This window comes from Ruegeria intermedia, assembly GCF_900129345.1.
GTDB lineage: Bacteria > Pseudomonadota > Alphaproteobacteria > Rhodobacterales > Rhodobacteraceae > Ruegeria > Ruegeria intermedia.
Map to the genome: position 1 here is coordinate 1 of NZ_FQVK01000026.1, position 19,789 is coordinate 19,789.

The following is a 19,789-nucleotide window of genomic DNA, read 5'->3' on the forward strand; positions in this document are numbered from 1 at the left end:
AAAACGCCGGTTGCAACATCAAGCCGCTGCCGCCTAAACTCAGACAGAAACCGAACCAGAGCCTCCGTTACGAAACTGCTTGCGCTGTCCGAAAACTCTGACGACGGACAACGGCGACCGGCATGTATCACCTTTCCGAGGAGACCCGCGCGCGGTTGACGCCGTTACGTGGTGGGCTGCCCGTCACGCGTATCGTGACCGAACACGAGGCCGACGAGATTGCCGCGGCCCTGCACGCCGAGATGCCCTGGATGGCGCGCGCGACCGAGGAGGTCTGGCACGGGTTGAGGGCATCGGCCCGATGGGTCACAGGCCGTTAACGCACCAACAATCAATTTGGAACAGTCAGAGAAGGTTGCTCAACCAAAGGCGCCCTGATCATCGAAGTGTCCACGCCGTGGTCAGTCTCTCGGGACAAGCATCTTGCGCGGCGGGGTTCCAGGCCGAATGCCGGTTTCGGCGTCAGTCATTGGTCTGCGCAAAACAACTCGTACACCGTTTCGATCATCTTGCGTGGACGGTCGTCGGCCAGGCTGTAGTAAATGGCTTTCCCCTCGCGGCGGGGAACCACCAGCCCCTCGAAACGCAGACGCGCCAATTGCTGGGACACGGCAGCCTGTCGCGCGGACAGCAGTTCTTCGAGCTCGGTCACCGATTTCTCGCCCGAGGCCAGATGGCACAGGATCATCAGCCGCCCTTCGTGGCTGATGGCCTTCAGAAAACCCGCCGCACGGGCCGCGTTTTCGGCCATGCGGTCCATCTCTTCGGTGGACATGTCCGGAGAAAGCTTGGGAAGCGTCATCCTGTTTGACCTTTTTGACTGTAACTCGACGAGGGCGGCGTGCCCAAGGCTCCATGGGTGTTCCTGGCGGTCCCTTACACATAGTAATCGGGAATTTCCATAAGAACGCATCGCAATCTTGTGATGCAAGCACAAGCAGCCGAGGCAGTCCAGTTTGTTGCGCCGATCGCAGAAGACGGCATACGGGCAACATGGATTGGCGGTCATGTACGCGTCGCGAACTCCGGTGCGGCTGACCCCTTGCAGCCCCCCGGCGCCGACACTAAGACTCGTGTAACGTCTTTCCGGGTATGGTCCCGGTCCATAGCAAATCAGGCAGGTTCCGAATGTTCGATCCAGTTGACACCTACATGAACACGCTCGTCCCGATGGTCGTCGAGCAGACCAGCCGCGGAGAGCGTGCCTATGACATCTTCTCGCGCCTTCTGAAGGAGCGGATCGTGTTCATAAACGGCCCGATCCACGACGGGATGAGTCATCTGATCGTCGCGCAGCTGCTGCATCTCGAGGCCGAGAATCCGAACAAGGAAATCTCGATCTACATCAACTCGCCCGGTGGCGTGGTGACCAGCGGATTGGCCATCTATGACACAATGCAGTACATCAAGCCGAAATGTTCGACTTTGGTGATCGGTCAGGCGGCCTCGATGGGGTCGGTTCTGCTGGCCGGGGGCGAGAAGGGGATGCGCTTTGCACTGCCCAACAGCCGCATCATGGTGCACCAGCCCAGCGGCGGCTATCAGGGTCAGGCCAGCGACATCATGATTCACGCGGCCGAGACGCAAAAGCTGAAGGATCGCCTGTACGATATCTACGCCAAGCATACCGGACAGTCGAAAAAGACCATTGAAAAGGCGCTGGATCGTGACAACTTCATGAGCCCGGAAGAGGCCAAGGAATGGGGCCACATCGACGAAATCGTCGAGAGCCGGACGAAGGCCGAACCCGACGAGGCGTGATGCGGAAACCCCGCACCCACGGGTGCGGGGTGCGATTTTGAGATTGTAGCTGCCTTGGCGCTGGCCTAAGCTGACGCAAAGGTGGCAATTGCGGTCCGCACGGGGCCGCGGGGATGGAGCCCGAAAGGTAGATCATGGCGACGAATTCAGGCGGTGACAGCAAGAACACGCTTTACTGCAGTTTCTGCGGCAAGAGCCAGCACGAGGTGCGCAAGCTGATTGCTGGTCCGACCGTATTCATCTGCGATGAATGCGTCGAACTGTGCATGGACATCATCCGCGAGGAAACCAAGGCCAGCGGGCTGAAATCCACTGACGGCGTGCCGACGCCCAAGGACATCTGCGAGGTTCTGGACGATTACGTCATCGGTCAGGCGCGGGCCAAGCGGGTTCTGTCGGTGGCCGTGCACAACCACTACAAACGCCTGAACCACGCGCAGAAGGCCGGCAACGACATCGAGCTGGCCAAGTCGAACATCCTGCTGATCGGCCCCACGGGCTGCGGCAAGACGCTGCTGGCGCAGACGCTGGCGCGGATTCTGGACGTACCGTTTACCATGGCCGATGCGACCACGCTGACCGAGGCCGGTTACGTGGGCGAGGATGTCGAGAACATCATTCTCAAGCTGCTGCAGGCCAGCGAATACAATGTCGAGCGCGCGCAGCGCGGCATCGTCTATATCGACGAGGTCGACAAGATCACTCGCAAATCCGAAAATCCCTCGATCACCCGCGACGTGTCGGGCGAGGGCGTGCAGCAGGCCTTGCTGAAGCTGATGGAAGGCACGGTCGCCAGCGTTCCGCCGCAGGGCGGGCGCAAGCATCCGCAGCAGGAATTCCTGCAGGTGGACACCACCAACATCCTGTTCATCTGCGGCGGCGCGTTTGCCGGTCTCGACAAGATCATCGCGCAGCGCGGCAAGGGCTCGGCCATGGGCTTTGGTGCCGATGTGCGTGACAATGACGAGCGCGGCGTGGGTGAAATCTTCCAGGATCTGGAACCCGAGGATCTGCTGAAATTCGGCCTGATCCCGGAATTCGTCGGCCGTCTGCCGGTTCTGGCCACGCTCGAGGATCTGGACGAGGATGCGCTGGTCACCATCCTGACCAAGCCCAAGAACGCGCTGGTCAAGCAGTACCAGCGCCTGTTCGAGCTGGAAAACGTCGAACTGGACTTCACCGAGGACGCGCTGAAGGCCATCGCCAAGAAGGCGATCGAGCGCAAGACGGGCGCGCGCGGTTTGCGTTCGATTCTGGAAGACATCCTGCTGGACACGATGTTCGAACTGCCCGGCATGAAGAACGTGACCAAGGTGGTGGTGAACGAAGAGGCGGTGACCTCGGAGGCGCAGCCGCTGATCATCTATGCCGACGCCGAGCCGGAAACGGTATCAGCAGGCTGATCGGCGTGAAATTGGAAAACCTGCGGCGCGGCATTGTCCGCGCCGTTTTCGTATGAGGGCACGAATGACGATTCGGAGAATTTCTTCGGGAGGCGAGTTCGAGGCGAAGGTCGGCTATTGCCGGGCGGTGGTTGCCGGCGGCTGGGTGCATGTGGCCGGTACCGTGGGGCAGGGCGACGATGTGGTCCAACAGTGCCGCTCGGCCCTGGAAATCATCGGCAAGGCGCTGTCCGAGGCCGGGGCGTCGTTTGCCGACGTGGTCCGCGTGACCTACATGCTGCCCGACCGCGCGGAGTTCGCGCCCTGCTGGCCCATTCTTGCCGATACCTTCGGGCCGAACCCGCCGGCGGCCACTATGATCGAATGTGGCCTGATCGACCCGAAATACCGGATCGAGATCGAAGTGACGGCCTTGCTGCCGACATGACGGGTGCGGTCTTTGTGGCACTGGACCTCTGCGTGGGTTTGGTCCATATCTGCGGGGACAGAAATGCCGGAGGCAGCCGATGGGAATCCTGAACACTCTTTTGCGGGCCGTGACCTGGTGGAACGGAGCAACCCTGAACACCCAGATCTACACCGCGCGCAAGGGGATCAAGGTGGGCGAGGACGATCAGGGCAACGTGTTCTATCGCAATGCCGATGACAGCCAGCGCTGGGTGATCTTCAACGGTGAGGCCGAAGCCAGCCGAATCGATCCGGAATGGCATGGCTGGCTGCACCGGACATGGGACGAGCCGCCCACCGAAAAACCTCTGCGCCACAAGGCGTGGGAGAAACCGCATCAGGAAAACCTGACAGGCACGCCGATGGCCTATGCGCCGGCCGGATCCCTGCGCCGCCCCGAACCGGTGGAACGCAGGGATTACGAGGCATGGCGCCCGGAATAAGCGAGGCATAGATGTCGACCCACAACATGACCGAAGTTCTGGTCGGCGGCGTCGTGCTGGCCTGCGCCATCGGCTTTGGCGTCTATGCCAGCCAGTCGACGGGCTGGTCGCAGAACACCTCGGGCTATGAGCTGGGCGCCTCGTTCCGATCGCTCGAAGGGGTTGGGGTGGGCACCGATGTTCGGCTGGCCGGGGTCAAGATCGGTACTGTCACGAACGTCAAGCTGAACCCGGAAACCTACCGCGCCGATACCACCATCTCGGTGGCTGATGGTATTCTGATCCCCGATGACAGCGCGATCGTGATCTCGTCCGAGGGTCTTTTGGGCGGCAACTTCGTCGAAGTCATGCCCGGGGGCTCGCCGTTCTATTTCGAGCCCGGCGATCAGATCGAGGACACCCAGGGCGCGGTCAGCCTGATCTCGCTTCTGGTCAAGTTCGTGGCAGGGGACAGCGCCGAATGATGATGCGTGCGGCCTTGTTTGTGCTGCTGGCGGCAGGCGCGGCCCAGGCACAGCAGAAGGTCACCTCGGGGGCCGGGGCGTTGCTGCGCGGGCTGGACAAGGTCAATGGTCAGACTGTCGACGTTCAGATGAAACCGGGCGAGACGGCCTCGATCTTCGGGCTGGACGTGGCGCTGGGGGATTGCCGGTACCCGACTGAGAACCCGACCGGCGACGCCTTTGCCTTTCTGACCATTTGGGAAAAGGGCGAGGCCGAACAGCTGTTCGATGGCTGGATGATCGCGACGTCGCCCGCGCTGAACGCTTTGGACCATTCCCGTTACGACGTCTGGGTGATCCGCTGTATCACGCCCTGAGGCGTTTGTGACAGCGGTGCGGTGAAATCCGCGCTGCCGGCGGTGGCCTGATCCAACAACCTGCGATATTCGTGCCGGGGAATCTCGATCGCCCCCAGGGATGCCAGATGTGCGGTCAGGAATTGCGTGTCGAACAACTGAAACCCGGTCTGGCGCAGGCGGTCGACCAGATAGGCCAAAGCGATTTTTGATGCGTCACGGCGGCGTGAGAACATGCTTTCGCCGAAGAAGGCCGCCCCCTGCGTCACGCCGAAGACACCGCCGGCCAGAGTGTCGCCGTCCCACAGTTCCAGCGAATGGGCGTGGCCCGTGTCGTGCAGCTGCGCATACAGGCTTCGGAGCTGGCCGTTGATCCAGGTGTCGGCCCGGTCGGCGCAGCCGTCCACGACGGCCGGGAAATCGCGGTTGACGGTGACGGAGAACCCACAATTTCGGATGCGCCGACGCAGGCTGCGCGAAATATGGAACCCGTCCAGGGGGAACACGCCGCGCAGCCGAGGATCGACCCAGAAAAGCTCTGGATCGTTGCGATGCTCGGCCATCGGGAAGATGCCGACGGAATAGCCATGCAGCAGAAGGTCGGGCGTCAGGCTCATGCGGAGCCCAGGCGAAAGGCGCCCGGAGAGTATTTCTCCGGGCGGCCTGAATTACTGGGACATGTTCTCCGCAAGCCAGTGCTCCAGCCAGTGGATGTTGTAGTCGCCGCTGTGGACGTCGGGCTCTTGCAGCAGGGCGCGGAACAGCGGAATGGTGGTGTCCACACCGTCCACGATCAGTTCGCCCAGGGCCCGGTTCAGGCGTGCCAGGGCTTCGGGGCGGTCGCGGCCATGCACGATCAGCTTGCCGATCAGGGAATCGTAGTAGGGCGGGATCGAATACCCGTCATACAGGGCTGAATCCATCCGCACACCCAAGCCACCCGGCGCGTGATAGGCCGTGATCTTGCCCGGGCAGGGCGAGAAGTTGGGCAGCTTTTCCGCGTTGATCCGCACCTCGATGGCATGGCCGTTGATCTTCAGGTCGTCCTGACCGAAGGACATCGGCTCGCCTGCGGCGACACGGATCTGCTCACGCACCAGGTCGACGCCAAAGATGGCCTCGGTCACGGGGTGTTCCACCTGCAGGCGGGTGTTCATCTCGATGAAATAGAACTCGCCGTTTTCATAGAGGAATTCGATCGTGCCGGCGCCGATATAGTTGATCTTGGCAACCGCCTCGGCGCAGATCTTGCCGATGCGCGCGCGCTCTTCGGGGGTGATGCAGGGGCCGGGGGCCTCTTCGAACACCTTCTGGTGGCGCCGCTGCAGCGAGCAGTCGCGCTCGCCCAGATGGACCGCGTTGCCCTTGCCGTCGCCAAAGACCTGGATCTCGATATGGCGGGGCGTGGTCAGGTATTTCTCGATATAGACCTCGTCATTGCCGAAGGCGGCCTTGCCTTCGGCCCGCGCGGTCATGAAGGCGCTTTCCATCTCGTCGGCGGTCTGGGCGACCTTCATGCCGCGCCCGCCGCCGCCGGCGGTGGCCTTGATGATGACCGGATAGCCGATTTCTTCACCGATCCGCTTGGCCGTGGCCAGATCGGGCACACCTCCGTCCGAGCCGGGAACGCAGGGCACGCCCAGTTCCTTCATCGTATCCTTGGCGGTGATCTTGTCGCCCATGATGCGGATATGTTCCGCAGTGGGGCCGATGAAGGTGATGCCGTGGTCTTCGACGATCTGCACGAAATCGGCGTTTTCGGACAGAAAGCCGTAGCCGGGGTGAATCGCTTGCGCGCCGGTGATCTCGCAGGCCGAGATGATGGCGGGAATGGACAGATAGCTTTGCGGGCTGGGCGCGGGGCCGATGCAGACGGATTCGTCGGCCATGCGCACATGCATGGCGTCGCTGTCGGCGGTGGAGTGCACCGCGACCGTCGCAATCCCCATCTCGCGCGCGGCGCGGATCACGCGCAGGGCGATCTCGCCTCGGTTGGCAATCAGGATCTTGTCGAACATGGGTCCGCCTTACTCGATGATGACCAGAGGTGTGCCGAACTCCACCGCGTCGCCATCGGCGACCAGAATGCGTTTGACGGTGCCCGACTTGGGGGCGTGGATGTGGTTCATGGTCTTCATCGCCTCGACGATCAGCAGCGTGTCGCCTTCGGAAACCGATGCGCCCACGGTCACGAACGGGGCCGCGCCCGGTTCGGGCTGCATGTAGACGGTGCCGACCATGGGCGAGGTGACGGCGCCGGGGTGGCTGGCCGGATCGTCGGCCGGAGCTGCGGTCTCGGCCGGGGCGGCGGCCGGTGCCGCCGGCGCCGCCGGGGCGGCGGCCGGGACCGCCACCTGAACCGGTGCGGCGGGCGCCGGTGCGACACGGCTGACGCGCACGTTCAGGCTGTCTTCCTCGCCATATTCCCGTTTGACCTGCAGTTCAGTCAGATCGTTTTCGCGCAGCAATTCAGCCAATGCCTTGATGAACGCCACATCCGCTTCGTGTCTGGTGTCTGTCATGAGTGTCCTCGAAGGTTCCCCTATGGCCCGTCTGTCTGCGCGGGCTTTGCTCAATTACGCTGCGTTATAGGGCAACGCGACGGCCATGAAAAGCGCAGTCTGGTCTGGTATCAACCCTGAAACGCCGGCACGGTCTCCGCTAGAGCGGCGTGCCCGACAGCTTGGCCACCAGTTCAGGCAGCTTGCGGGCCCCGAACTTTTCCAGAAGCCGGGCGCGATAGGCCTCGATGGTGCGATAGCTGAGCCCAAGCTCGGCACCGATCTCCTTGGCCGACAGGCCGCGGCACGACAGGATGGCCACCTCGCGTTCGCGTTTGGTCAGCTCGACCAGAGGGCGTTCTTCGGAAATGTCGGAAAAGCTCCAGATTCCATGGCGAAACGGGTCATCGGGCGTCAGCGACCGCCCGCGTGCGCGGCACCAGAACAGGTCGCCGTTGCGGCGGCGCATCACCCGTTCGTCTGAATAATATCCGGTGTCACGCATGACCTGCAGACTGCGGGCGCCGATCCTCTCCCAATCGGCGACGGACGGGTAGAGATGCAAAAGCGGCATGTTCCGATAGTCGGTTTCCTCGCCGCCGAAAGTGCGGGCGAATTGCAGGTTGCAGCGCCGGATGATCCGGTTTTCAAGCTCGACCAGGCCGATGGGCGCGTATTCGAATGCGGGATCGCTCATGCCGGTATGGTGGCGGCATTTCCGGCTGAATTGAAGGGGAGAGTTGCTGATGCGCCGCACGACTGCCGCAGGAAAGTGGTTAATCCTGTAAATCAGATTTGAAAACGCGCGCATAACCCCTTTAAATCAAAATAGGTATCAGCAAAGCCTGTCTTGGAGCGGTGTGTTTGGCGGGCATCAGCTGAGGAGGGGGATCGTTTTGAGAGACACGTTGACCGGAAGCCGCATCCGCGAGAGGCGCCAGATTTCCGGGCTCAAGCAGGCGCAGCTGGCGCGCCAGGTGGGGATTTCGGCCTCATACCTGAACCTGATCGAACATAACCGGCGCAGAATCGGCGGCAAGCTTCTGGTCGACATCGCGGCGGCACTGTCGGTCGAACCGTCGGTTCTGACCCAGGGGGTCGAAGCCACGCTGATCGCGGCCCTGCGCGAAGCCGCCGCCGACGCGGTGGGGCAAAGCGCCGAGATCGATTCGCTTGACGAATTTGCCGGACGGTTTCCGGGCTGGGCCGGCGTGCTGGCCCAGATGCACCGCCGGGTGGTGTCGCTTGAACGTACGGTCGAGACCCTGTCGGACCGTCTGACGCATGACCCGCATCTGGCGGGCTCGATGCACGAGGTCCTGTCGACGGCGGCCGCGATCCGCTCGACCGCGGCGATTCTGGCCGAGCCCGGCGAACTGGATGCCGAGTGGCGCGACCGGTTCCACCGCAACCTGCACCAGGACGCCGAGCGTCTGGCGGAAAGCTCGAAGGCCCTGGTCGCCTATCTGGATCAAAGCGAAAGCCCCGACGACCGGCAAGGATTGCCCATGGAGGAGGTCGAGGCCTTTCTGGACCAGCGCGGATTTCATCTGCCCGAGTTGGAGGGCGGTGAATACGGCGATGACCTGGTGCAGCACGGCTTGCGGTCGGCGGCGGCCAGGTCGCTGATCCGGCAGGTGCTGAAGCAATATGCGCAGGACGCGCGGGCCATGCCTTTGGGCCGGCTGCGCGAGGCCTTGCAGGCGGACGGGCTGGATCCGTTGAAACTTGCCGCGCGGTTTTCGGTCGATCTGGCCACGGTGCTGCGGCGGCTGGCCTTCCTGCCCGAGGACGTGTTGCCCCGACCGGCGGGATTGGCGGTGTGCGATTCGTCCGGCAGTATCATCCTGCTCAAGCATGTCCCCGGTTTCGCCTTGCCCCGGCACGGCGATGCCTGCCCTTTGTGGCCCGTGTTCTCGGCGTTGAACCGGCCTTTGGTGCCGGTTCACGGCCGTGTCACCTTTCTGGGCCGCAGCGCCGCCGAATTCGAGTGTTTCGCCATCGCCTGGCCGCAGCCCGTGTCGGAGTTCGGGCACGAGCCGGTCTATCGCTCGGTGATGCTGGTGGTGCCGCCGGGCGACGACAAGACCCGGTCAGGGGCAGAGGTGCAACTTGGGGCAAGCTGCCGGATCTGCCCCAAGACGGACTGCGCCGCCCGGCGCGAGCCGTCGATTCTGAGTGAAGGTTTTTGACAGTTTCGTGACGCACCGCTTAATCTGCATGTGACCGACCGCCAGACGTCGCGGCCGGTCTTGGGGAGGGAATACCAACATGAGCCGCAAGGTTCTTTTGATCGAGGATGAGCCGAACATCACCGAGGCCATCCGGTTTCTGCTGACCCGCGAAGGGTGGGTGGTGGAAACCCATGCCGAAGGTGGGAACGCGGTCGAGACGATTCTGGCTGCGCGGCCCGATCTGGTCATATTGGACGTGATGCTGCCGGGCAAAAGCGGCATGGACGTGCTGCGCGAATTGCGCGAGCACGCCGACATGAAGGCGCTGCCGGTTCTGATGCTGACCGCCCGTGGACAGTCGCGCGACCGCGAGATGGCCGAGAAGGCCGGGGTCAGCCGGTTCATGACGAAACCGTTTTCGAATGTCGAAGTGCTGACCGCCGTACGAGACCTGTACGCGCAGGCGTCTCGGTCATGAGTGCGCCAGGCCCCGAGCGACCGACTGCAGAGGGGCCGCGCCCGTCGGTTTTTCTCGAACGCCAAAGCTATCGCCGCCGCCGGTTGGCGGATGCGGCGCGAATGCTGCCCTTTCTGGGCGCTGCGCTGGTCGTGATCCCGTTGTTGTGGCCGCGCGCCGATGTTGCGGGGCTGGGGATGCCCCTGTCGTCCGCCATGCTGTACATCTTTATCAGCTGGGCCGGGATGATCGGGGTCAGTTTCCTGTTCGGTCTGGCGGCGCGGCGCATGGTTGCGCGCGAAGACGCCAGTACTGAGGCTGCCCCATGGCGACCATGAACATTCTGATCCTGGTCTGCCTGGGCTATGTGGTGCTGCTGTTCGGCGTCGCCTTCGCAGCCGACCGGATGGCCGCGGCCGGACGCGGCCGCTGGCTGCGCTCGCCCTTGATCTACACCCTGTCGCTGTCGATCTACTGCACGGCCTGGACATTCTATGGCGCCGTCGGCAGCGCAGCGCGGTCGGGTCTGGAATTCGTAACGATCTATCTTGGACCGACCCTGGTGATGATCAGCTGGTGGTGGGGCCTGCGCAAGCTGGTGCGGGTGGGGCGCAGTCAGCGGGTGACCTCGATCGCCGACCTGATCTCGTCGCGCTATGGCAAGTCGAACACGCTGGCGATCTGCGTCACGATCCTGGCCGTGCTGGGGGGCACACCGTATATCGCGCTTCAGTTGCAGTCGATCACGTTGTCCTTCTCGATCTTCGCCGAGGCCGACCCGTCGGGCCTGTACCGCGAAGGTGCCAGCGTGTTCTGGGTGGCGGCCGGGCTGGCGGTGTTCGCCATTCTGTTCGGCACCCGAAACCTGGATGCGAACGAACGTCACCACGGCGTGGTCACGGCCATTGCGTTGGAATCGGTGGTCAAACTGTTCGCGTTGCTGGCGGTGGGCATCTTCGTGGTCTGGGGCATCGCCGGCGGAGTGACTCCGATGATGGAGCGGATCGACGCCTCGGAGATCGGGCGCTGGAACGTGGATGCGGGGCGGTGGATGACGATCACCTTCCTGTCGGCGGCGGCCTTCGTCTGCCTGCCGCGCATGTTCCAGGTGATGGTCGTCGAAAACGACGACGAGGCGCATCTGCGCACGGCCGCCTGGGCCTTTCCGTTGTACCTGCTGTTGATGAGCCTGTTCGTGGTGCCCATCGCCGTGGTCGGGCTGGATCTGCTGCCGGCCGGGTCCAACCCCGATCTGTTTGTGCTGACCGTGCCCCTGTCACAAGGCAATGACTGGCTGGCGATGCTGTCCTTCATCGGAGGGTTTTCCTCGGCCACGTCGATGGTGATCGTCACAGCCATGGCGCTGTCGACGATGGTGTCGAACCATGTGGTCATGCCGATCTGGCTGAACACGCGCGAGCGGCGCAGCTCGATTTCCGGCGATGTGCGCAACGTGGTTCTGATGGCGCGGCGGATTTCGATCGCCGCGATCATGGCGTTGGGCTTTTTTTATTATCGTCTGTCCGGCGGCGGGGCGGCGCTGGCCTCGATCGGATTGGTGGCCTTTGCCGGGATCTCGCAGATCCTGCCCGCGCTGGTCGGCGGGCTGTTCTGGCGCGGGGCCACCCGAACCGGCGCGTTGGTCGGGCTGAGCGTGGGGTTCGGCCTGTGGGTCTATACGCTGCTGCTGCCGGGGATGGGCGGGGGCATCATGTCCGCGTCCGTCATCGAAAACGGCCCGTTCGGCATGGGCTGGCTGCGGCCGCAGGCCCTGTTCGGGCTGGAGGGTCTGGACCCGATGACCCATACGGTTCTGTGGTCGCTGTCGCTGAACGCGCTGGCCTTTTGCGTGGCCTCGCTGCTCAGCTTTCCCAGCCCGCTGGAACGCCTTCAGGGCGCGCAGTTCGTCAACGTGTTCGACCACTCGGTTGCGCCCGGCGGTTGGACCGGATCGGTGGCGCAGAGCGAAGATCTGATGATCATGACACAGCGGATCCTGGGTGCAGCCCCCGCGCAGGAGTTCTTTCAGGCCGAAGCCGAACGCCAGGGCGTTCGCGGCCGCCTGCCCGAGCCGACGCCCGGCTTTCTCGAACGGCTCGAGCGCGAGCTGAGCGGGTCGGTCGGTGCGGCGACGGCCCATGCGATGATCGGGCAGATCGTGGGCGGGTCTTCGGTGTCGGTCGAGGACCTTCTGGCGGTGGCCGACGAATCGGCTCAGCTGCTGGAATATTCCAGCCAGCTCGAGGCGAAGTCGGCCGAGCTGACCCGGACCGCCCGCAAGCTGCGGGAAGCGAATGAGAAACTGACCCAGATTTCAATGCAGAAGGACGCCTTTCTGGGTCAGGTCAGCCACGAACTGCGCACGCCCATGACCTCGATCCGGGCGTTTTCCGAGATCATGCGCGACACCGACGGGCTGAGCGCGGATGAAACCCGCCGCTACGCCACCATCATCCATGACGAGGCGCTGCGCCTGACCCGCCTGCTGGATGATCTGCTGGATCTCAGCGTGCTGGAAAACGGGCAGGTCAATCTGAACATGGGCGAGGCCAGCCTGCGGACGGTTCTGGACCGTGCGGTGTCCACGGCGTTGGCCGGGGCCGAACGGCGCTTGAAAGTGCGTCGGTCTCTGCCTTCCGAACGCGTTGCGCTGCACACTGACCTGGACCGGTTGGGGCAGGTATTCATCAACCTGATCTCGAATGCGCAGAAATACTGCGACGCCGCCGAGCCGACGCTGACCATTTCCGCCCATGATGTGGGCGGGCAGCTCGTGATCGACTTTGTCGACAATGGCAGCGGCGTGCCGGCCGATGCGCAGTCCATGGTGTTCGAGAAGTTCGCGCGCGTGGGGTTCGACAAGGCCGGAGGCGCCGGGCTGGGCCTGGCGATCTGCCGCGAGATCATGCAGCGGCTGGGGGGCGAGATCGTCTATCTGCCGGGCCAGGGCGGGGCGGCCTTTCGGGTCAGCTTGCCGCTGGCACATCGGCAGGCGGCGCAATGACGTCGGTTTAAAGACATTGGTAACCGTCCGGGGTGTAGACCTGAGGGCGAAGTGTTTCAAAGCGATGGAACGATGTGATGTCGAAACCGGTCAGCTCTGCGCTGGCGCGCAAATTGTCCGCGACACAGCGTGGTACGATGACGGCGTCCCGAGCCGTTCTGCGGGCCTTGCGTTTGGCGCTGGCGCGGTCCGCAGTCGAAGGGTTTCGCCTTGCGGTCTCGGTGATCGGTGCAAAGCAGGCTGGCCGCAAGGCGGAAGACCTGACCGAAGGGCTGGATGAAGGCTGGTTGTTTCTGCTGGTCGCCGCCGGCGAGGAGCGCCTTGCCGCGGTTGCACTCGATCCGGGCCTGGTGTCGGCCGTGATCCAGCAACAGACGATCGGCGAGGTCTTGCCCGATCCGCCCGCGCCGCGGCCTTTCACCGACACCGACGCCGCAATCGTCGCACCGCTGATCGACGGCATGTTCGCCCGGGCGACGGAATTGCTTGAGGATCCGCAGGATGTCGCGCTGCTGTCAGGGTATGAATACGTCTCACGCGCGGCGGATCTGAGGGCGGTTTCCCTGGCCTTGGTCCAGGAGGCATACGGGCGATATGAGCTGACCGTCGAACTGGGCGGCGGTGCGCGACAGGGGGTGGCCGTCTTGTTGCTGCCCGATTTGTCGGACGATTCCGATCCTGGCGATTCACGCAACACCCCCGCCGAGAAGCGTCTGGCCGAGGCCGCGGGCATCATGCGGGCGGAACTGAACGCCGTGATCACCCGGTTGCAGTTGCCCTTGGCGGAACTCTCGGGGTTGAGCGCGGGCGATGTTCTGCCGCTGACGGGGGCCAGGCTGGGGCAGATCGACGTCTTGTCCATCGATCGGGCGCGTGTGGCCACTGGTCGATTGGGCCAATGCGGCGGCATGCGCGCACTGCGTCTGACCGGCAAATCGGTGAGCCCGTCCGTTTCGACCAAGGATGCCGGGACATTTGTCGAACATGTGGCAAACAGGGTCGACCCTGACAAATCAGAATCGGAACCCTTGGAGGCGGACGCTTCCGAGGCGGCACATGACGTTCTGGTCTCGGAAATGTCAGTGTCCGAACTGGGCCAAGACGACCTGGATTCGATCGGAACGGATCAGCTGGCCGAAAAGATCTCGGAACTGTCGGGCTTGCCCGTGACCCGTTCGTCCTCTTGACGGCAACGTCCGGCGATCAGGCGGTCGGGCGCATCTGTTCGAGAGTTGGGCGGAGCTGTTCAAGTTCGTACCCGGCCTTTCGGGTGGTTTCGAGAATCTCGTCCACCGGCAGGCTGCCCGCCTGCCCAAGTGCCCAGACAACCGAGCACCGCGTACCTGAGGCGCAGTAGGCCAGAACCGGACCGGGGCCGCTTTCGATCAGCCTTTTCTGGTGCGACACGTTGGCCGGCGTCATCGTCTGGTGCGTCAGTTCCAGCACCTCGAACTCCAGCCCGGCCTCGCGTATGGCGCGTCCGATCACGTCGGACTGCATGTGCGGCGGCACTTCGGCATTGGGCCTGTTGCAGATGACCTTGGCAAAACCCGCAGCTTTGATCGTGGGGATATCCTCGATCGTGATCTGCGGCGAAACTGAATAGCGGGGCGTGATTTGGCGAATTTCCATGCCGAAGCTTTAGGCCGCGTTTCCGGTTCTGTCCAGTTTTCGCCGCTCGGTTGGGGGCGGGCCGTTTTTGATGTCCGTCAAGGGCCGATGCGTCATGATGGTGTAGTATCCATGATATCATTTCGTGGTGAGGGGCGCGCGATGCGCAAAAACCTGCCAGAGGGCCGAGGCTTGGGTGGCGGTTCGCAAAGCCCCTCCCCATATCAGGAATGCTGGCAACATGCGGGAGGATGCCGATGACTGCACATGACTTCTCTGCCGAGATTGCGAGGCTGGAAAGACAACTGCGTGAGGCGAACCTGGAAACGCGCCTGGCCCTTCAGCCGTCGGTCAGCAAGGTCATCGACCGCATGCGCGCGGAAGGCGTGCCCGTTCCGACTCGGCTGCGCCTGTTGGATGCCGCCTTGGTCGAGGACGCCCTTGAGGCGAAATTCGACAATCTGCCGATCTGAAAGGGCCTTCAGCCCAGGGAAATTCCCAGAATCACCAGCATCAGTCCGATGACGGATAGAAACAGCGCGCCCAGGTTCCAGGGCAGAACGCCTTGGACGGTTGCGCGCAGTTCGTCATCCGGCAGGTTGGATCTGCGCGCCTTCATCACGCGAAGGATGCACCAGACCAGGCCCGCAAGCCCCGCGACGGACAGGCTTGCGCCGCCCCAGATGAAAAAGTCGAACATGGCTCGCCTCGTGTTTCATGCCATGCCGTCGCGGATACCGGATCGTCCGGGGCGGCACAAGTCACAGCCCGGCTCATCTCTTGCGACCGCTGCCGCCCCGATGTATCCGGCAGGGTGACCGTCACGCGGGAAACACCAATCACGACTTGGGAGAGACGCCAATGGAAGACATGACCGAAAACCAGGCCGCAGCGAACTATCGCGTCACCGCGGGCGAGCTGCGCCAGTTCATCGAAAGGTTCGAGCGTCTGGAGGCCGAAAAGAAGGACATCGCGGATCAGCAGAAGGAAGTGATGGCCGAGGCCAAGGCCCGCGGCTATGACACCAAGGTCATGCGCAAGGTCATCGCACTGCGCAAGCGCGACAAGGACGATATCGCCGAGGAAGAGGCGGTGTTGGAAATGTACAAGGAAGCTTTGGGCATGTAGAGCGGCGCGCCATGCCGGGCAGTGCGGGAAGTCGGGGCTCAGAGACCCAAAACACGTATGCCCGGCATGGATTTCAGCCGCGCAAGGTCCTGTGCATAAAGTTCCGTAAAGGCTTCGACGATGTCGGTACTCCAACCGGGCATGTCCAGTTCTTCCTCGACCTCATGCGGCAGCGCGTGATCTTCGAACAAGCCGGAAAGATCGGCCAGCAGGGCCGGCCGGTCACCCGAGTTTCCCGGCCGGATCAGTTCCTCCAGCCTGTCCCGGCCGTCATCGTCCAGCAGCGATGACAGCAGCGCAAATTCGTTCTCGATCGGCGTTTCGCCAGGCAGGCCACAGATGGCACGGACGATGTCCCCGAAAATGACCGGCAGATCTTCGTTGGCCCACAAAGTGATAGCCACGTTCGGCGCGAGGTCGCGAATGTCTTCGATCATCGTCAGCCAACTCAGGCAACTGATATCAGTGTTCGCCAAGGTTTCGGCGCGATCCTCGGGCGGCAAGGCCATCAGGGCCTTTGGGATAAAGCTTCCGGGATTCCTCACACCGACGAACAGTTCCATTTCGGCCTGCGCAAAGGTCTGCTCGAAAAACGCCAGTCGTTGACCGGCCATGGGATAGAATTGTCCGTCCCTCAGGGCCGTTGGAGTTTCTCCGATGAAGCCCGGGGATGTCAAAACTGCTCTTTGGTGCTTGTTGCCGTCGAGCATCAGGCTGCGAAGTCGATCGACGGTTTCCGGCTCGACCTGGCCGTTGGCCAGGTTTTTCAGCGGCGACATGAACAGCCGGCGACAGCGTTTGGGCCCGTAGAGCAGGACGCCTGCATCGGACAGAAGATCGGAATTCGCTCGCAGGGCATGAAACAAAAGACCCCCGTCGGTGAAATCTGCGCCAGAGTGAATGGCTAGATGCATTGCTGAAGCGGTCCTGCGGTTTCCGGTCTTTATCCATCGGGGTACAATCTGTTTGGTTTGACGTCAAACCACATGGCGTTTCAAGGCCGGGCGCTCGTATTGCCCGATGCATGCGCTACCCCCGGAAAATCGGGCACCGACGTATGCTACGATTTGTTGTCTTCTGTTCTTCGGCGACAAGGAGACCGGAGATCTCGAAACGCAAGCAGCTTTCGCCGGAATTCAAGGCGAAGGTGGCGCTTGAGGCGCTGAAGGCTGAGCAGACGGTGGCCAAGCTGGCGAGCCGGTTCGGGGTTCATCCGACCCTGGTCCACGCTTGGAAGAAGACCCTGCCGAAGGCGCGCCCGGCGTGTTCGAGCGCGGTAGCTCGAAGAAGCCCGGGATTGACGAGGAGCAGGGGAAAGATTTGCACGCCAAGATCGGGGAGTTTGCTGTGGCCAACGACTTTTTGTCCAGAAAGCTCAAGCCGCGGACCGGCAAGTGAGGCGAAAGATGGTTGAGCCAGCCAATACGTGGACCTGTCGCGGTTTGATGCTGCTTCGATTGCTCACCTAAGCGGCCTTTCCTTCGAATACCAAGGGGCTTTTCCAGCCGAGGGCTGAATGCCTGCGTCGTGGGTAATGGAAGTCGTGGATGTATTCGAAGATTGACAGATCGGCGGCGCGACAGGTGGGCCAGGACCGCGACCACAAGAGCCCGGCCTTGATCGTTTTGAAGTAGGCCTCGGCCACGGCGTTGTCCTAGCAATTCCCAATTCCACTCATCGATACCCGGAAGCCATGCTGGCGCAGAAGCTTCTGATAATCGTGGGAACAATACTGGCTACCGCGATCCGTGTGGTGGATGCAGCCCGTGGGTGGTCAGTCGCTGCAACGCAAGGGCCATTTTCAACGCCAGGATCGCCCCCCCCTCTCGGCAGCATGCTGCGCATGCGCCTGTCGGGCAGTGGATCACGCTTCATGCGGTTGCCAACGGCCCAGCCAATGACACGCCGGGAATGCAGATCAAGGATGATGGCCAGGCAGAGCCAACCTTCACGCGTCAATAAATGGCTGACGTCCCTCGCCCATTTCTGGTTGGGCTCATCCGCATGGAATTCCCGGTTCAGAAGGTTCGGCGCGACGTTGAAGCTGTGGTTGCTGTCCGTGTTCTTGTTTCTCCTTGCCGTAGTGCCGTTCTGCCGCGTCAAACGGCCAACGCGACCCCTCTCGGCAGCATGCAAAGCATGCGCCCGCCGGGCAATGGATGTCCGACATCGAACCCCAGTTCCTTCAGTTTTTCGGTCAGACGTCCACGCGCCCCTTTTTCGCGGCCATACTGGTCGCAGTACAGTGGGCCTTCAAATAGGTTGTGTCGATCATCACGGTCTTTTCCTCGCCGTGTTCGGCAGTCAGGCCGACCACCATCTGCGCGAAGATACCTTTCTCGCTCCAACGCTTCCACCGGCTGTACAGCGTCTTGTGCGGACCATATTCCCGAGGAGCGTCCCGCCAGCGCAACCCATTGCGGTTGATGAAGATAATCCCAATCAACACCCGCCTGTCATCGACCCTTGGCTTGCCGTGCGACTTCGGGAAGAACGGGGCAAGTTTGGCCATCTGCTCGTCGGTCAGCCAGAAAAGGTCGCTCAGGTCACCGCTCTGTTTTCCGAGCCGTGAAACACGCAGCGCGTCGAAAATCAATGCATCCTGACCCTAGCTCACGCGGAATCCTGTCCAATGATTGGGAAGTAGCTCGGCAAACCGACGAGCGAGTTGGAGATTCAGGCTTGCAGTCTGTAACGCGAGGAGGTAACCGACAATCGACGCCCCTATAGCTCAGCTGGTAGAGCAACTGATTTGTAATCAGTAGGTCCGCGGTTCGAGTCCGTGTGGGGGCACCAGAGACTATTCTCTGAGCCCGTGTACACTCTGGCAACAACTTCCTGCTTCGCTGATGCCAAGCCATTTGGGAACATCTGCACTGCCTCCGAGTCAGCTTGCAGTCCGGCGGTGATCTCTTCGAAATTCAGGGAATTGAGCGCGGTCTTGCTCGTCACATTGACGACCGGCACGCTGCAAATTCCAGCATGCGTCGCTACTCGGATCTTGCCGGAGGATAGCTCAATCCGCTTCGGAAGATTCAATCCGGGCAATTGGTTGACCTCCATGTTCGAGCTGTGATTTTGGATTCGTCGCATCCCATCCTGCAATTGGCGGAGGGGAGAAAAAACGACGGTGGAGGGTCGGGCACATGAAACTTGTACGCTACGGAGATGCCGGGGCAGAAAAACCGGCACTGTTGGACGGCGAAGGCAGATTGAGGGATCTTTCGGCGCTCGTTGCGGATATCTCGGGGGGCACTCTGGATGATGCCAGCCTGGACCGGTTGCGCCGTCTGGACCCCGAGACCCTGCCTTTGGTCGAGGGAAACCCGCGGATCGGGCCGTGCGTCGGGAATATCGGAAAATTCCTGTGCATCGGTCTGAACTACTCGGACCATGCCGCCGAAACCGGCGCCGCCATTCCCGAACATCCCATTCTGTTCCTCAAGGCAAATTCGGCCATCGTCGGTCCCTATGACGACGTGGTGATCCCGCGCGGGTCGACTCAAACCGATTGGGAAATCGAGCTGGGTGTGGTGATCGGCAAGACGGCCAAATATGTCGACCGTGCAAACGCGCTGGACCACGTCGCCGGATATTGCATCGTCAATGACGTGTCCGAGCGCCATTTCCAGATGCAGTTGACCGGACAGTGGACCAAAGGAAAATCCTGTGACACGTTCGGGCCGACCGGCCCCTGGCTGGTGACGCGGGACGAAATCGCCGATCCGCAGAACCTGGGAATGGCGCTGGAAGTCAACGGCAAGCGCATGCAGACCGGAAACACGGCGACCATGATCTTTACGGTGGCCGAGATCATCGAGCATCTGAGCCAACTGTTCACCCTGCATCCGGGCGACGTGATCTCGACCGGAACACCGCCGGGGGTCGGGATGGGAATGAAGCCTCGGCCGGTCTACCTGAGGGATGGAGACGTGATGGACCTGCGGATCGACGGTTTGGGGCATCAGCGTCAGAGGGTGCGCAGCGACGACTGATCCGGGGATTGGAGCCGTGTCGCGGACGGTCTGAACAAGGCCCCCAGTCAAAGTGGTTTGGCCGGC

Annotated in this window: 24 protein-coding genes, 1 tRNA gene and 3 pseudogenes; 18 read left to right on the forward strand and 10 right to left on the reverse strand. The window is 62.4% G+C overall.

Annotated elements, in window-relative coordinates:
• Window positions 1-122: 122 nt before the first annotated feature.
• Complete coding sequence (locus tag F3H26_RS15950) at window positions 123-320, forward strand: hypothetical protein (RefSeq protein ID WP_223162534.1); 198 nt, start codon at window positions 123-125, stop codon at window positions 318-320.
• Window positions 321-466: 146 nt separating this feature from the next.
• Here F3H26_RS15950 and F3H26_RS15955 read toward each other — a convergent pair whose 3' ends face one another.
• Window positions 467-802, reverse strand: a complete 336-nt coding sequence (locus tag F3H26_RS15955; RefSeq protein ID WP_149777000.1) for an ArsR/SmtB family transcription factor — start codon at window positions 800-802, stop codon at window positions 467-469.
• A gap of 326 nt (window positions 803-1,128) precedes the next feature.
• On the opposite strand from F3H26_RS15955, the gene F3H26_RS15960 reads away from it, so the two are divergent.
• From F3H26_RS15960 to F3H26_RS15985, 6 genes are all read left to right on the forward strand, one after another.
• Window positions 1,129-1,761: an ATP-dependent Clp protease proteolytic subunit gene (locus F3H26_RS15960; RefSeq protein ID WP_149777001.1), complete on the forward strand. Its 633-nt coding sequence runs from the start codon at window positions 1,129-1,131 to the stop codon at window positions 1,759-1,761.
• A 134-nt stretch (window positions 1,762-1,895) separates the two neighbouring features.
• The gene (gene clpX, locus F3H26_RS15965; RefSeq protein WP_149777002.1) at window positions 1,896-3,164 is read left to right on the forward strand and encodes an ATP-dependent Clp protease ATP-binding subunit ClpX; all 1,269 of its coding nucleotides are present in this window, start codon (window positions 1,896-1,898) and stop codon (window positions 3,162-3,164) included.
• Between the two features lie 64 nt (window positions 3,165-3,228).
• Window positions 3,229-3,591 carry a RidA family protein gene (locus F3H26_RS15970; RefSeq protein ID WP_149777003.1) on the forward strand — a complete coding sequence of 121 codons (363 nt, stop codon included), beginning with the start codon at window positions 3,229-3,231 and terminating at the stop codon, window positions 3,589-3,591.
• 79 nt (window positions 3,592-3,670) lie between these two features.
• Window positions 3,671-4,054, forward strand: a complete 384-nt coding sequence (locus F3H26_RS15975) for an NADH:ubiquinone oxidoreductase subunit NDUFA12 (protein ID WP_149777004.1) — start codon at window positions 3,671-3,673, stop codon at window positions 4,052-4,054.
• A gap of 11 nt (window positions 4,055-4,065) precedes the next feature.
• On the forward strand, window positions 4,066-4,518 hold the full coding sequence (gene mlaD, locus F3H26_RS15980; protein WP_149777005.1) for an outer membrane lipid asymmetry maintenance protein MlaD: 453 nt from the start codon (window positions 4,066-4,068) through the stop codon (window positions 4,516-4,518).
• Window positions 4,515-4,874 (forward strand): DUF2155 domain-containing protein, encoded by a 360-nt coding sequence (locus F3H26_RS15985; RefSeq protein ID WP_149777006.1) that lies wholly within the window; start codon window positions 4,515-4,517, stop codon window positions 4,872-4,874. The genes mlaD and F3H26_RS15985 overlap by 4 nt, the downstream gene beginning before the upstream one ends.
• On the opposite strand, the gene aat is transcribed toward F3H26_RS15985, so the two are convergent.
• The 4 genes from aat to F3H26_RS16005 form a co-directional block, all read right to left on the reverse strand.
• A complete protein-coding gene (gene aat, locus F3H26_RS15990; protein WP_149777007.1) occupies window positions 4,838-5,470 on the reverse strand; it encodes a leucyl/phenylalanyl-tRNA--protein transferase in 633 nt (210 codons plus the stop codon). The two genes, F3H26_RS15985 and aat, sit on opposite strands and share 37 nt — an antisense overlap.
• Window positions 5,471-5,521: 51 nt before the next feature.
• Window positions 5,522-6,871, reverse strand: a complete 1,350-nt coding sequence (gene accC, locus F3H26_RS15995) for an acetyl-CoA carboxylase biotin carboxylase subunit (RefSeq protein WP_149777008.1) — start codon at window positions 6,869-6,871, stop codon at window positions 5,522-5,524.
• Window positions 6,872-6,880: 9 nt separating this feature from the next.
• Window positions 6,881-7,375: an acetyl-CoA carboxylase biotin carboxyl carrier protein gene (accB, locus tag F3H26_RS16000; RefSeq protein WP_149777009.1), complete on the reverse strand. Its 495-nt coding sequence runs from the start codon at window positions 7,373-7,375 to the stop codon at window positions 6,881-6,883.
• A gap of 139 nt (window positions 7,376-7,514) precedes the next feature.
• On the reverse strand, window positions 7,515-8,051 hold the full coding sequence (locus F3H26_RS16005) for a LuxR C-terminal-related transcriptional regulator (RefSeq protein WP_149777010.1): 537 nt from the start codon (window positions 8,049-8,051) through the stop codon (window positions 7,515-7,517).
• A 211-nt stretch (window positions 8,052-8,262) separates the two neighbouring features.
• Between F3H26_RS16005 and F3H26_RS16010 the strand changes: the two genes are divergently transcribed.
• From F3H26_RS16010 to F3H26_RS16030, 5 genes are all read left to right on the forward strand, one after another.
• Window positions 8,263-9,546, forward strand: a complete 1,284-nt coding sequence (locus F3H26_RS16010) for a helix-turn-helix domain-containing protein (protein WP_449421234.1) — start codon at window positions 8,263-8,265, stop codon at window positions 9,544-9,546.
• Between the two features lie 79 nt (window positions 9,547-9,625).
• Window positions 9,626-10,006 (forward strand): response regulator transcription factor, encoded by a 381-nt coding sequence (locus F3H26_RS16015; RefSeq protein WP_149777012.1) that lies wholly within the window; start codon window positions 9,626-9,628, stop codon window positions 10,004-10,006.
• The gene (locus tag F3H26_RS16020; RefSeq protein ID WP_149777013.1) at window positions 10,003-10,323 is read left to right on the forward strand and encodes a hypothetical protein; all 321 of its coding nucleotides are present in this window, start codon (window positions 10,003-10,005) and stop codon (window positions 10,321-10,323) included. Before F3H26_RS16015 ends, F3H26_RS16020 begins: the two co-directional genes overlap by 4 nt.
• On the forward strand, window positions 10,311-12,989 hold the full coding sequence (locus F3H26_RS16025; protein ID WP_149777014.1) for an ATP-binding protein: 2,679 nt from the start codon (window positions 10,311-10,313) through the stop codon (window positions 12,987-12,989). Before F3H26_RS16020 ends, F3H26_RS16025 begins: the two co-directional genes overlap by 13 nt.
• A 137-nt stretch (window positions 12,990-13,126) precedes the next feature.
• Entirely contained in the window at window positions 13,127-14,176 is a 1,050-nt protein-coding gene (locus F3H26_RS16030; RefSeq protein ID WP_223162535.1) for a flagellar motor switch protein FliM, read from the forward strand.
• Window positions 14,177-14,192: 16 nt separating this feature from the next.
• Here the strand turns inward: F3H26_RS16030 and F3H26_RS16035 are convergent, their stop codons facing one another.
• Window positions 14,193-14,621 carry a TIGR01244 family sulfur transferase gene (locus F3H26_RS16035; protein ID WP_149777016.1) on the reverse strand — a complete coding sequence of 143 codons (429 nt, stop codon included), beginning with the start codon at window positions 14,619-14,621 and terminating at the stop codon, window positions 14,193-14,195.
• Between the two features lie 236 nt (window positions 14,622-14,857).
• Here F3H26_RS16035 and F3H26_RS16040 point away from each other — a divergent pair, with 236 nt between their 5' ends.
• Complete coding sequence (locus F3H26_RS16040; protein WP_149777017.1) at window positions 14,858-15,073, forward strand: hypothetical protein; 216 nt, start codon at window positions 14,858-14,860, stop codon at window positions 15,071-15,073.
• A gap of 8 nt (window positions 15,074-15,081) precedes the next feature.
• Here the strand turns inward: F3H26_RS16040 and F3H26_RS16045 are convergent, their stop codons facing one another.
• A complete protein-coding gene (locus F3H26_RS16045) occupies window positions 15,082-15,300 on the reverse strand; it encodes a hypothetical protein (RefSeq protein WP_149777018.1) in 219 nt (72 codons plus the stop codon).
• 161 nt (window positions 15,301-15,461) lie between these two features.
• Here F3H26_RS16045 and F3H26_RS16050 point away from each other — a divergent pair, with 161 nt between their 5' ends.
• Window positions 15,462-15,728: a DUF2312 domain-containing protein gene (locus tag F3H26_RS16050; RefSeq protein ID WP_149777019.1), complete on the forward strand. Its 267-nt coding sequence runs from the start codon at window positions 15,462-15,464 to the stop codon at window positions 15,726-15,728.
• Window positions 15,729-15,766: 38 nt separating this feature from the next.
• Here F3H26_RS16050 and F3H26_RS16055 read toward each other — a convergent pair whose 3' ends face one another.
• The gene (locus tag F3H26_RS16055) at window positions 15,767-16,438 is read right to left on the reverse strand and encodes a hypothetical protein (protein ID WP_223162536.1); all 672 of its coding nucleotides are present in this window, start codon (window positions 16,436-16,438) and stop codon (window positions 15,767-15,769) included.
• Window positions 16,439-16,785: 347 nt separating this feature from the next.
• Here F3H26_RS16055 and F3H26_RS19725 point away from each other — a divergent pair.
• Together F3H26_RS19725 and F3H26_RS19510 are read left to right on the forward strand one after the other, a co-directional pair.
• Window positions 16,786-16,914 (forward strand): annotated as a pseudogene (locus tag F3H26_RS19725) (hypothetical protein); the annotation flags it as partial.
• 44 nt (window positions 16,915-16,958) lie between these two features.
• A complete protein-coding gene (locus tag F3H26_RS19510; RefSeq protein ID WP_188127797.1) occupies window positions 16,959-17,126 on the forward strand; it encodes a hypothetical protein in 168 nt (55 codons plus the stop codon).
• 67 nt (window positions 17,127-17,193) lie between these two features.
• Here F3H26_RS19510 and F3H26_RS20105 read toward each other — a convergent pair.
• A pseudogene (locus tag F3H26_RS20105) lies at window positions 17,194-17,864 on the reverse strand (IS3 family transposase).
• 76 nt (window positions 17,865-17,940) lie between these two features.
• A pseudogene (locus tag F3H26_RS16070) lies at window positions 17,941-18,273 on the reverse strand (transposase); the annotation flags it as partial.
• A gap of 175 nt (window positions 18,274-18,448) precedes the next feature.
• Between F3H26_RS16070 and F3H26_RS16075 the strand changes: the two are divergent.
• A tRNA-Thr gene (locus F3H26_RS16075) sits at window positions 18,449-18,524 on the forward strand.
• A gap of 350 nt (window positions 18,525-18,874) precedes the next feature.
• The gene (locus tag F3H26_RS16080) at window positions 18,875-19,723 is read left to right on the forward strand and encodes a fumarylacetoacetate hydrolase family protein (protein ID WP_149777021.1); all 849 of its coding nucleotides are present in this window, start codon (window positions 18,875-18,877) and stop codon (window positions 19,721-19,723) included.
• The last annotated feature ends 66 nt before the right edge of the window (window positions 19,724-19,789 follow it).

Excerpts from the sequence above, each read along its gene's own strand:
- aat (WP_149777007.1), bottom strand. The coding sequence starts at position 5,470 with ATGAGCCTGACGCCCGACCTTCTGCTGCATGGCTATTCCGTCGGCATC.
- F3H26_RS15960 (WP_149777001.1), top strand. The coding sequence starts at position 1,129 with ATGTTCGATCCAGTTGACACCTACATGAACACGCTCGTCCCGATGGTC.
- F3H26_RS15955 (WP_149777000.1), bottom strand. The coding sequence starts at position 802 with ATGACGCTTCCCAAGCTTTCTCCGGACATGTCCACCGAAGAGATGGAC.
- F3H26_RS15970 (WP_149777003.1), top strand. The coding sequence starts at position 3,229 with ATGACGATTCGGAGAATTTCTTCGGGAGGCGAGTTCGAGGCGAAGGTC.
- F3H26_RS16015 (WP_149777012.1), top strand. The coding sequence starts at position 9,626 with ATGAGCCGCAAGGTTCTTTTGATCGAGGATGAGCCGAACATCACCGAG.
- clpX (WP_149777002.1), top strand. The coding sequence starts at position 1,896 with ATGGCGACGAATTCAGGCGGTGACAGCAAGAACACGCTTTACTGCAGT.
- F3H26_RS16025 (WP_149777014.1), top strand. The coding sequence starts at position 10,311 with ATGGCGACCATGAACATTCTGATCCTGGTCTGCCTGGGCTATGTGGTG.
- F3H26_RS16035 (WP_149777016.1), bottom strand. The coding sequence starts at position 14,621 with ATGGAAATTCGCCAAATCACGCCCCGCTATTCAGTTTCGCCGCAGATC.
- F3H26_RS16020 (WP_149777013.1), top strand. The coding sequence starts at position 10,003 with ATGAGTGCGCCAGGCCCCGAGCGACCGACTGCAGAGGGGCCGCGCCCG.
- F3H26_RS16080 (WP_149777021.1), top strand. The coding sequence starts at position 18,875 with ATGAAACTTGTACGCTACGGAGATGCCGGGGCAGAAAAACCGGCACTG.
- F3H26_RS15975 (WP_149777004.1), top strand. The coding sequence starts at position 3,671 with ATGGGAATCCTGAACACTCTTTTGCGGGCCGTGACCTGGTGGAACGGA.
- F3H26_RS16030 (WP_223162535.1), top strand. The coding sequence starts at position 13,127 with ATGACGGCGTCCCGAGCCGTTCTGCGGGCCTTGCGTTTGGCGCTGGCG.
- mlaD (WP_149777005.1), top strand. The coding sequence starts at position 4,066 with ATGTCGACCCACAACATGACCGAAGTTCTGGTCGGCGGCGTCGTGCTG.
- F3H26_RS16050 (WP_149777019.1), top strand. The coding sequence starts at position 15,462 with ATGGAAGACATGACCGAAAACCAGGCCGCAGCGAACTATCGCGTCACC.
- accC (WP_149777008.1), bottom strand. The coding sequence starts at position 6,871 with ATGTTCGACAAGATCCTGATTGCCAACCGAGGCGAGATCGCCCTGCGC.
- accB (WP_149777009.1), bottom strand. The coding sequence starts at position 7,375 with ATGACAGACACCAGACACGAAGCGGATGTGGCGTTCATCAAGGCATTG.
- F3H26_RS16055 (WP_223162536.1), bottom strand. The coding sequence starts at position 16,438 with ATGCTCGACGGCAACAAGCACCAAAGAGCAGTTTTGACATCCCCGGGC.
- F3H26_RS16045 (WP_149777018.1), bottom strand. The coding sequence starts at position 15,300 with ATGTTCGACTTTTTCATCTGGGGCGGCGCAAGCCTGTCCGTCGCGGGG.
- F3H26_RS16040 (WP_149777017.1), top strand. The coding sequence starts at position 14,858 with ATGACTGCACATGACTTCTCTGCCGAGATTGCGAGGCTGGAAAGACAA.
- F3H26_RS15950 (WP_223162534.1), top strand. The coding sequence starts at position 123 with ATGTATCACCTTTCCGAGGAGACCCGCGCGCGGTTGACGCCGTTACGT.
- F3H26_RS16005 (WP_149777010.1), bottom strand. The coding sequence starts at position 8,051 with ATGAGCGATCCCGCATTCGAATACGCGCCCATCGGCCTGGTCGAGCTT.
- F3H26_RS15985 (WP_149777006.1), top strand. The coding sequence starts at position 4,515 with ATGATGATGCGTGCGGCCTTGTTTGTGCTGCTGGCGGCAGGCGCGGCC.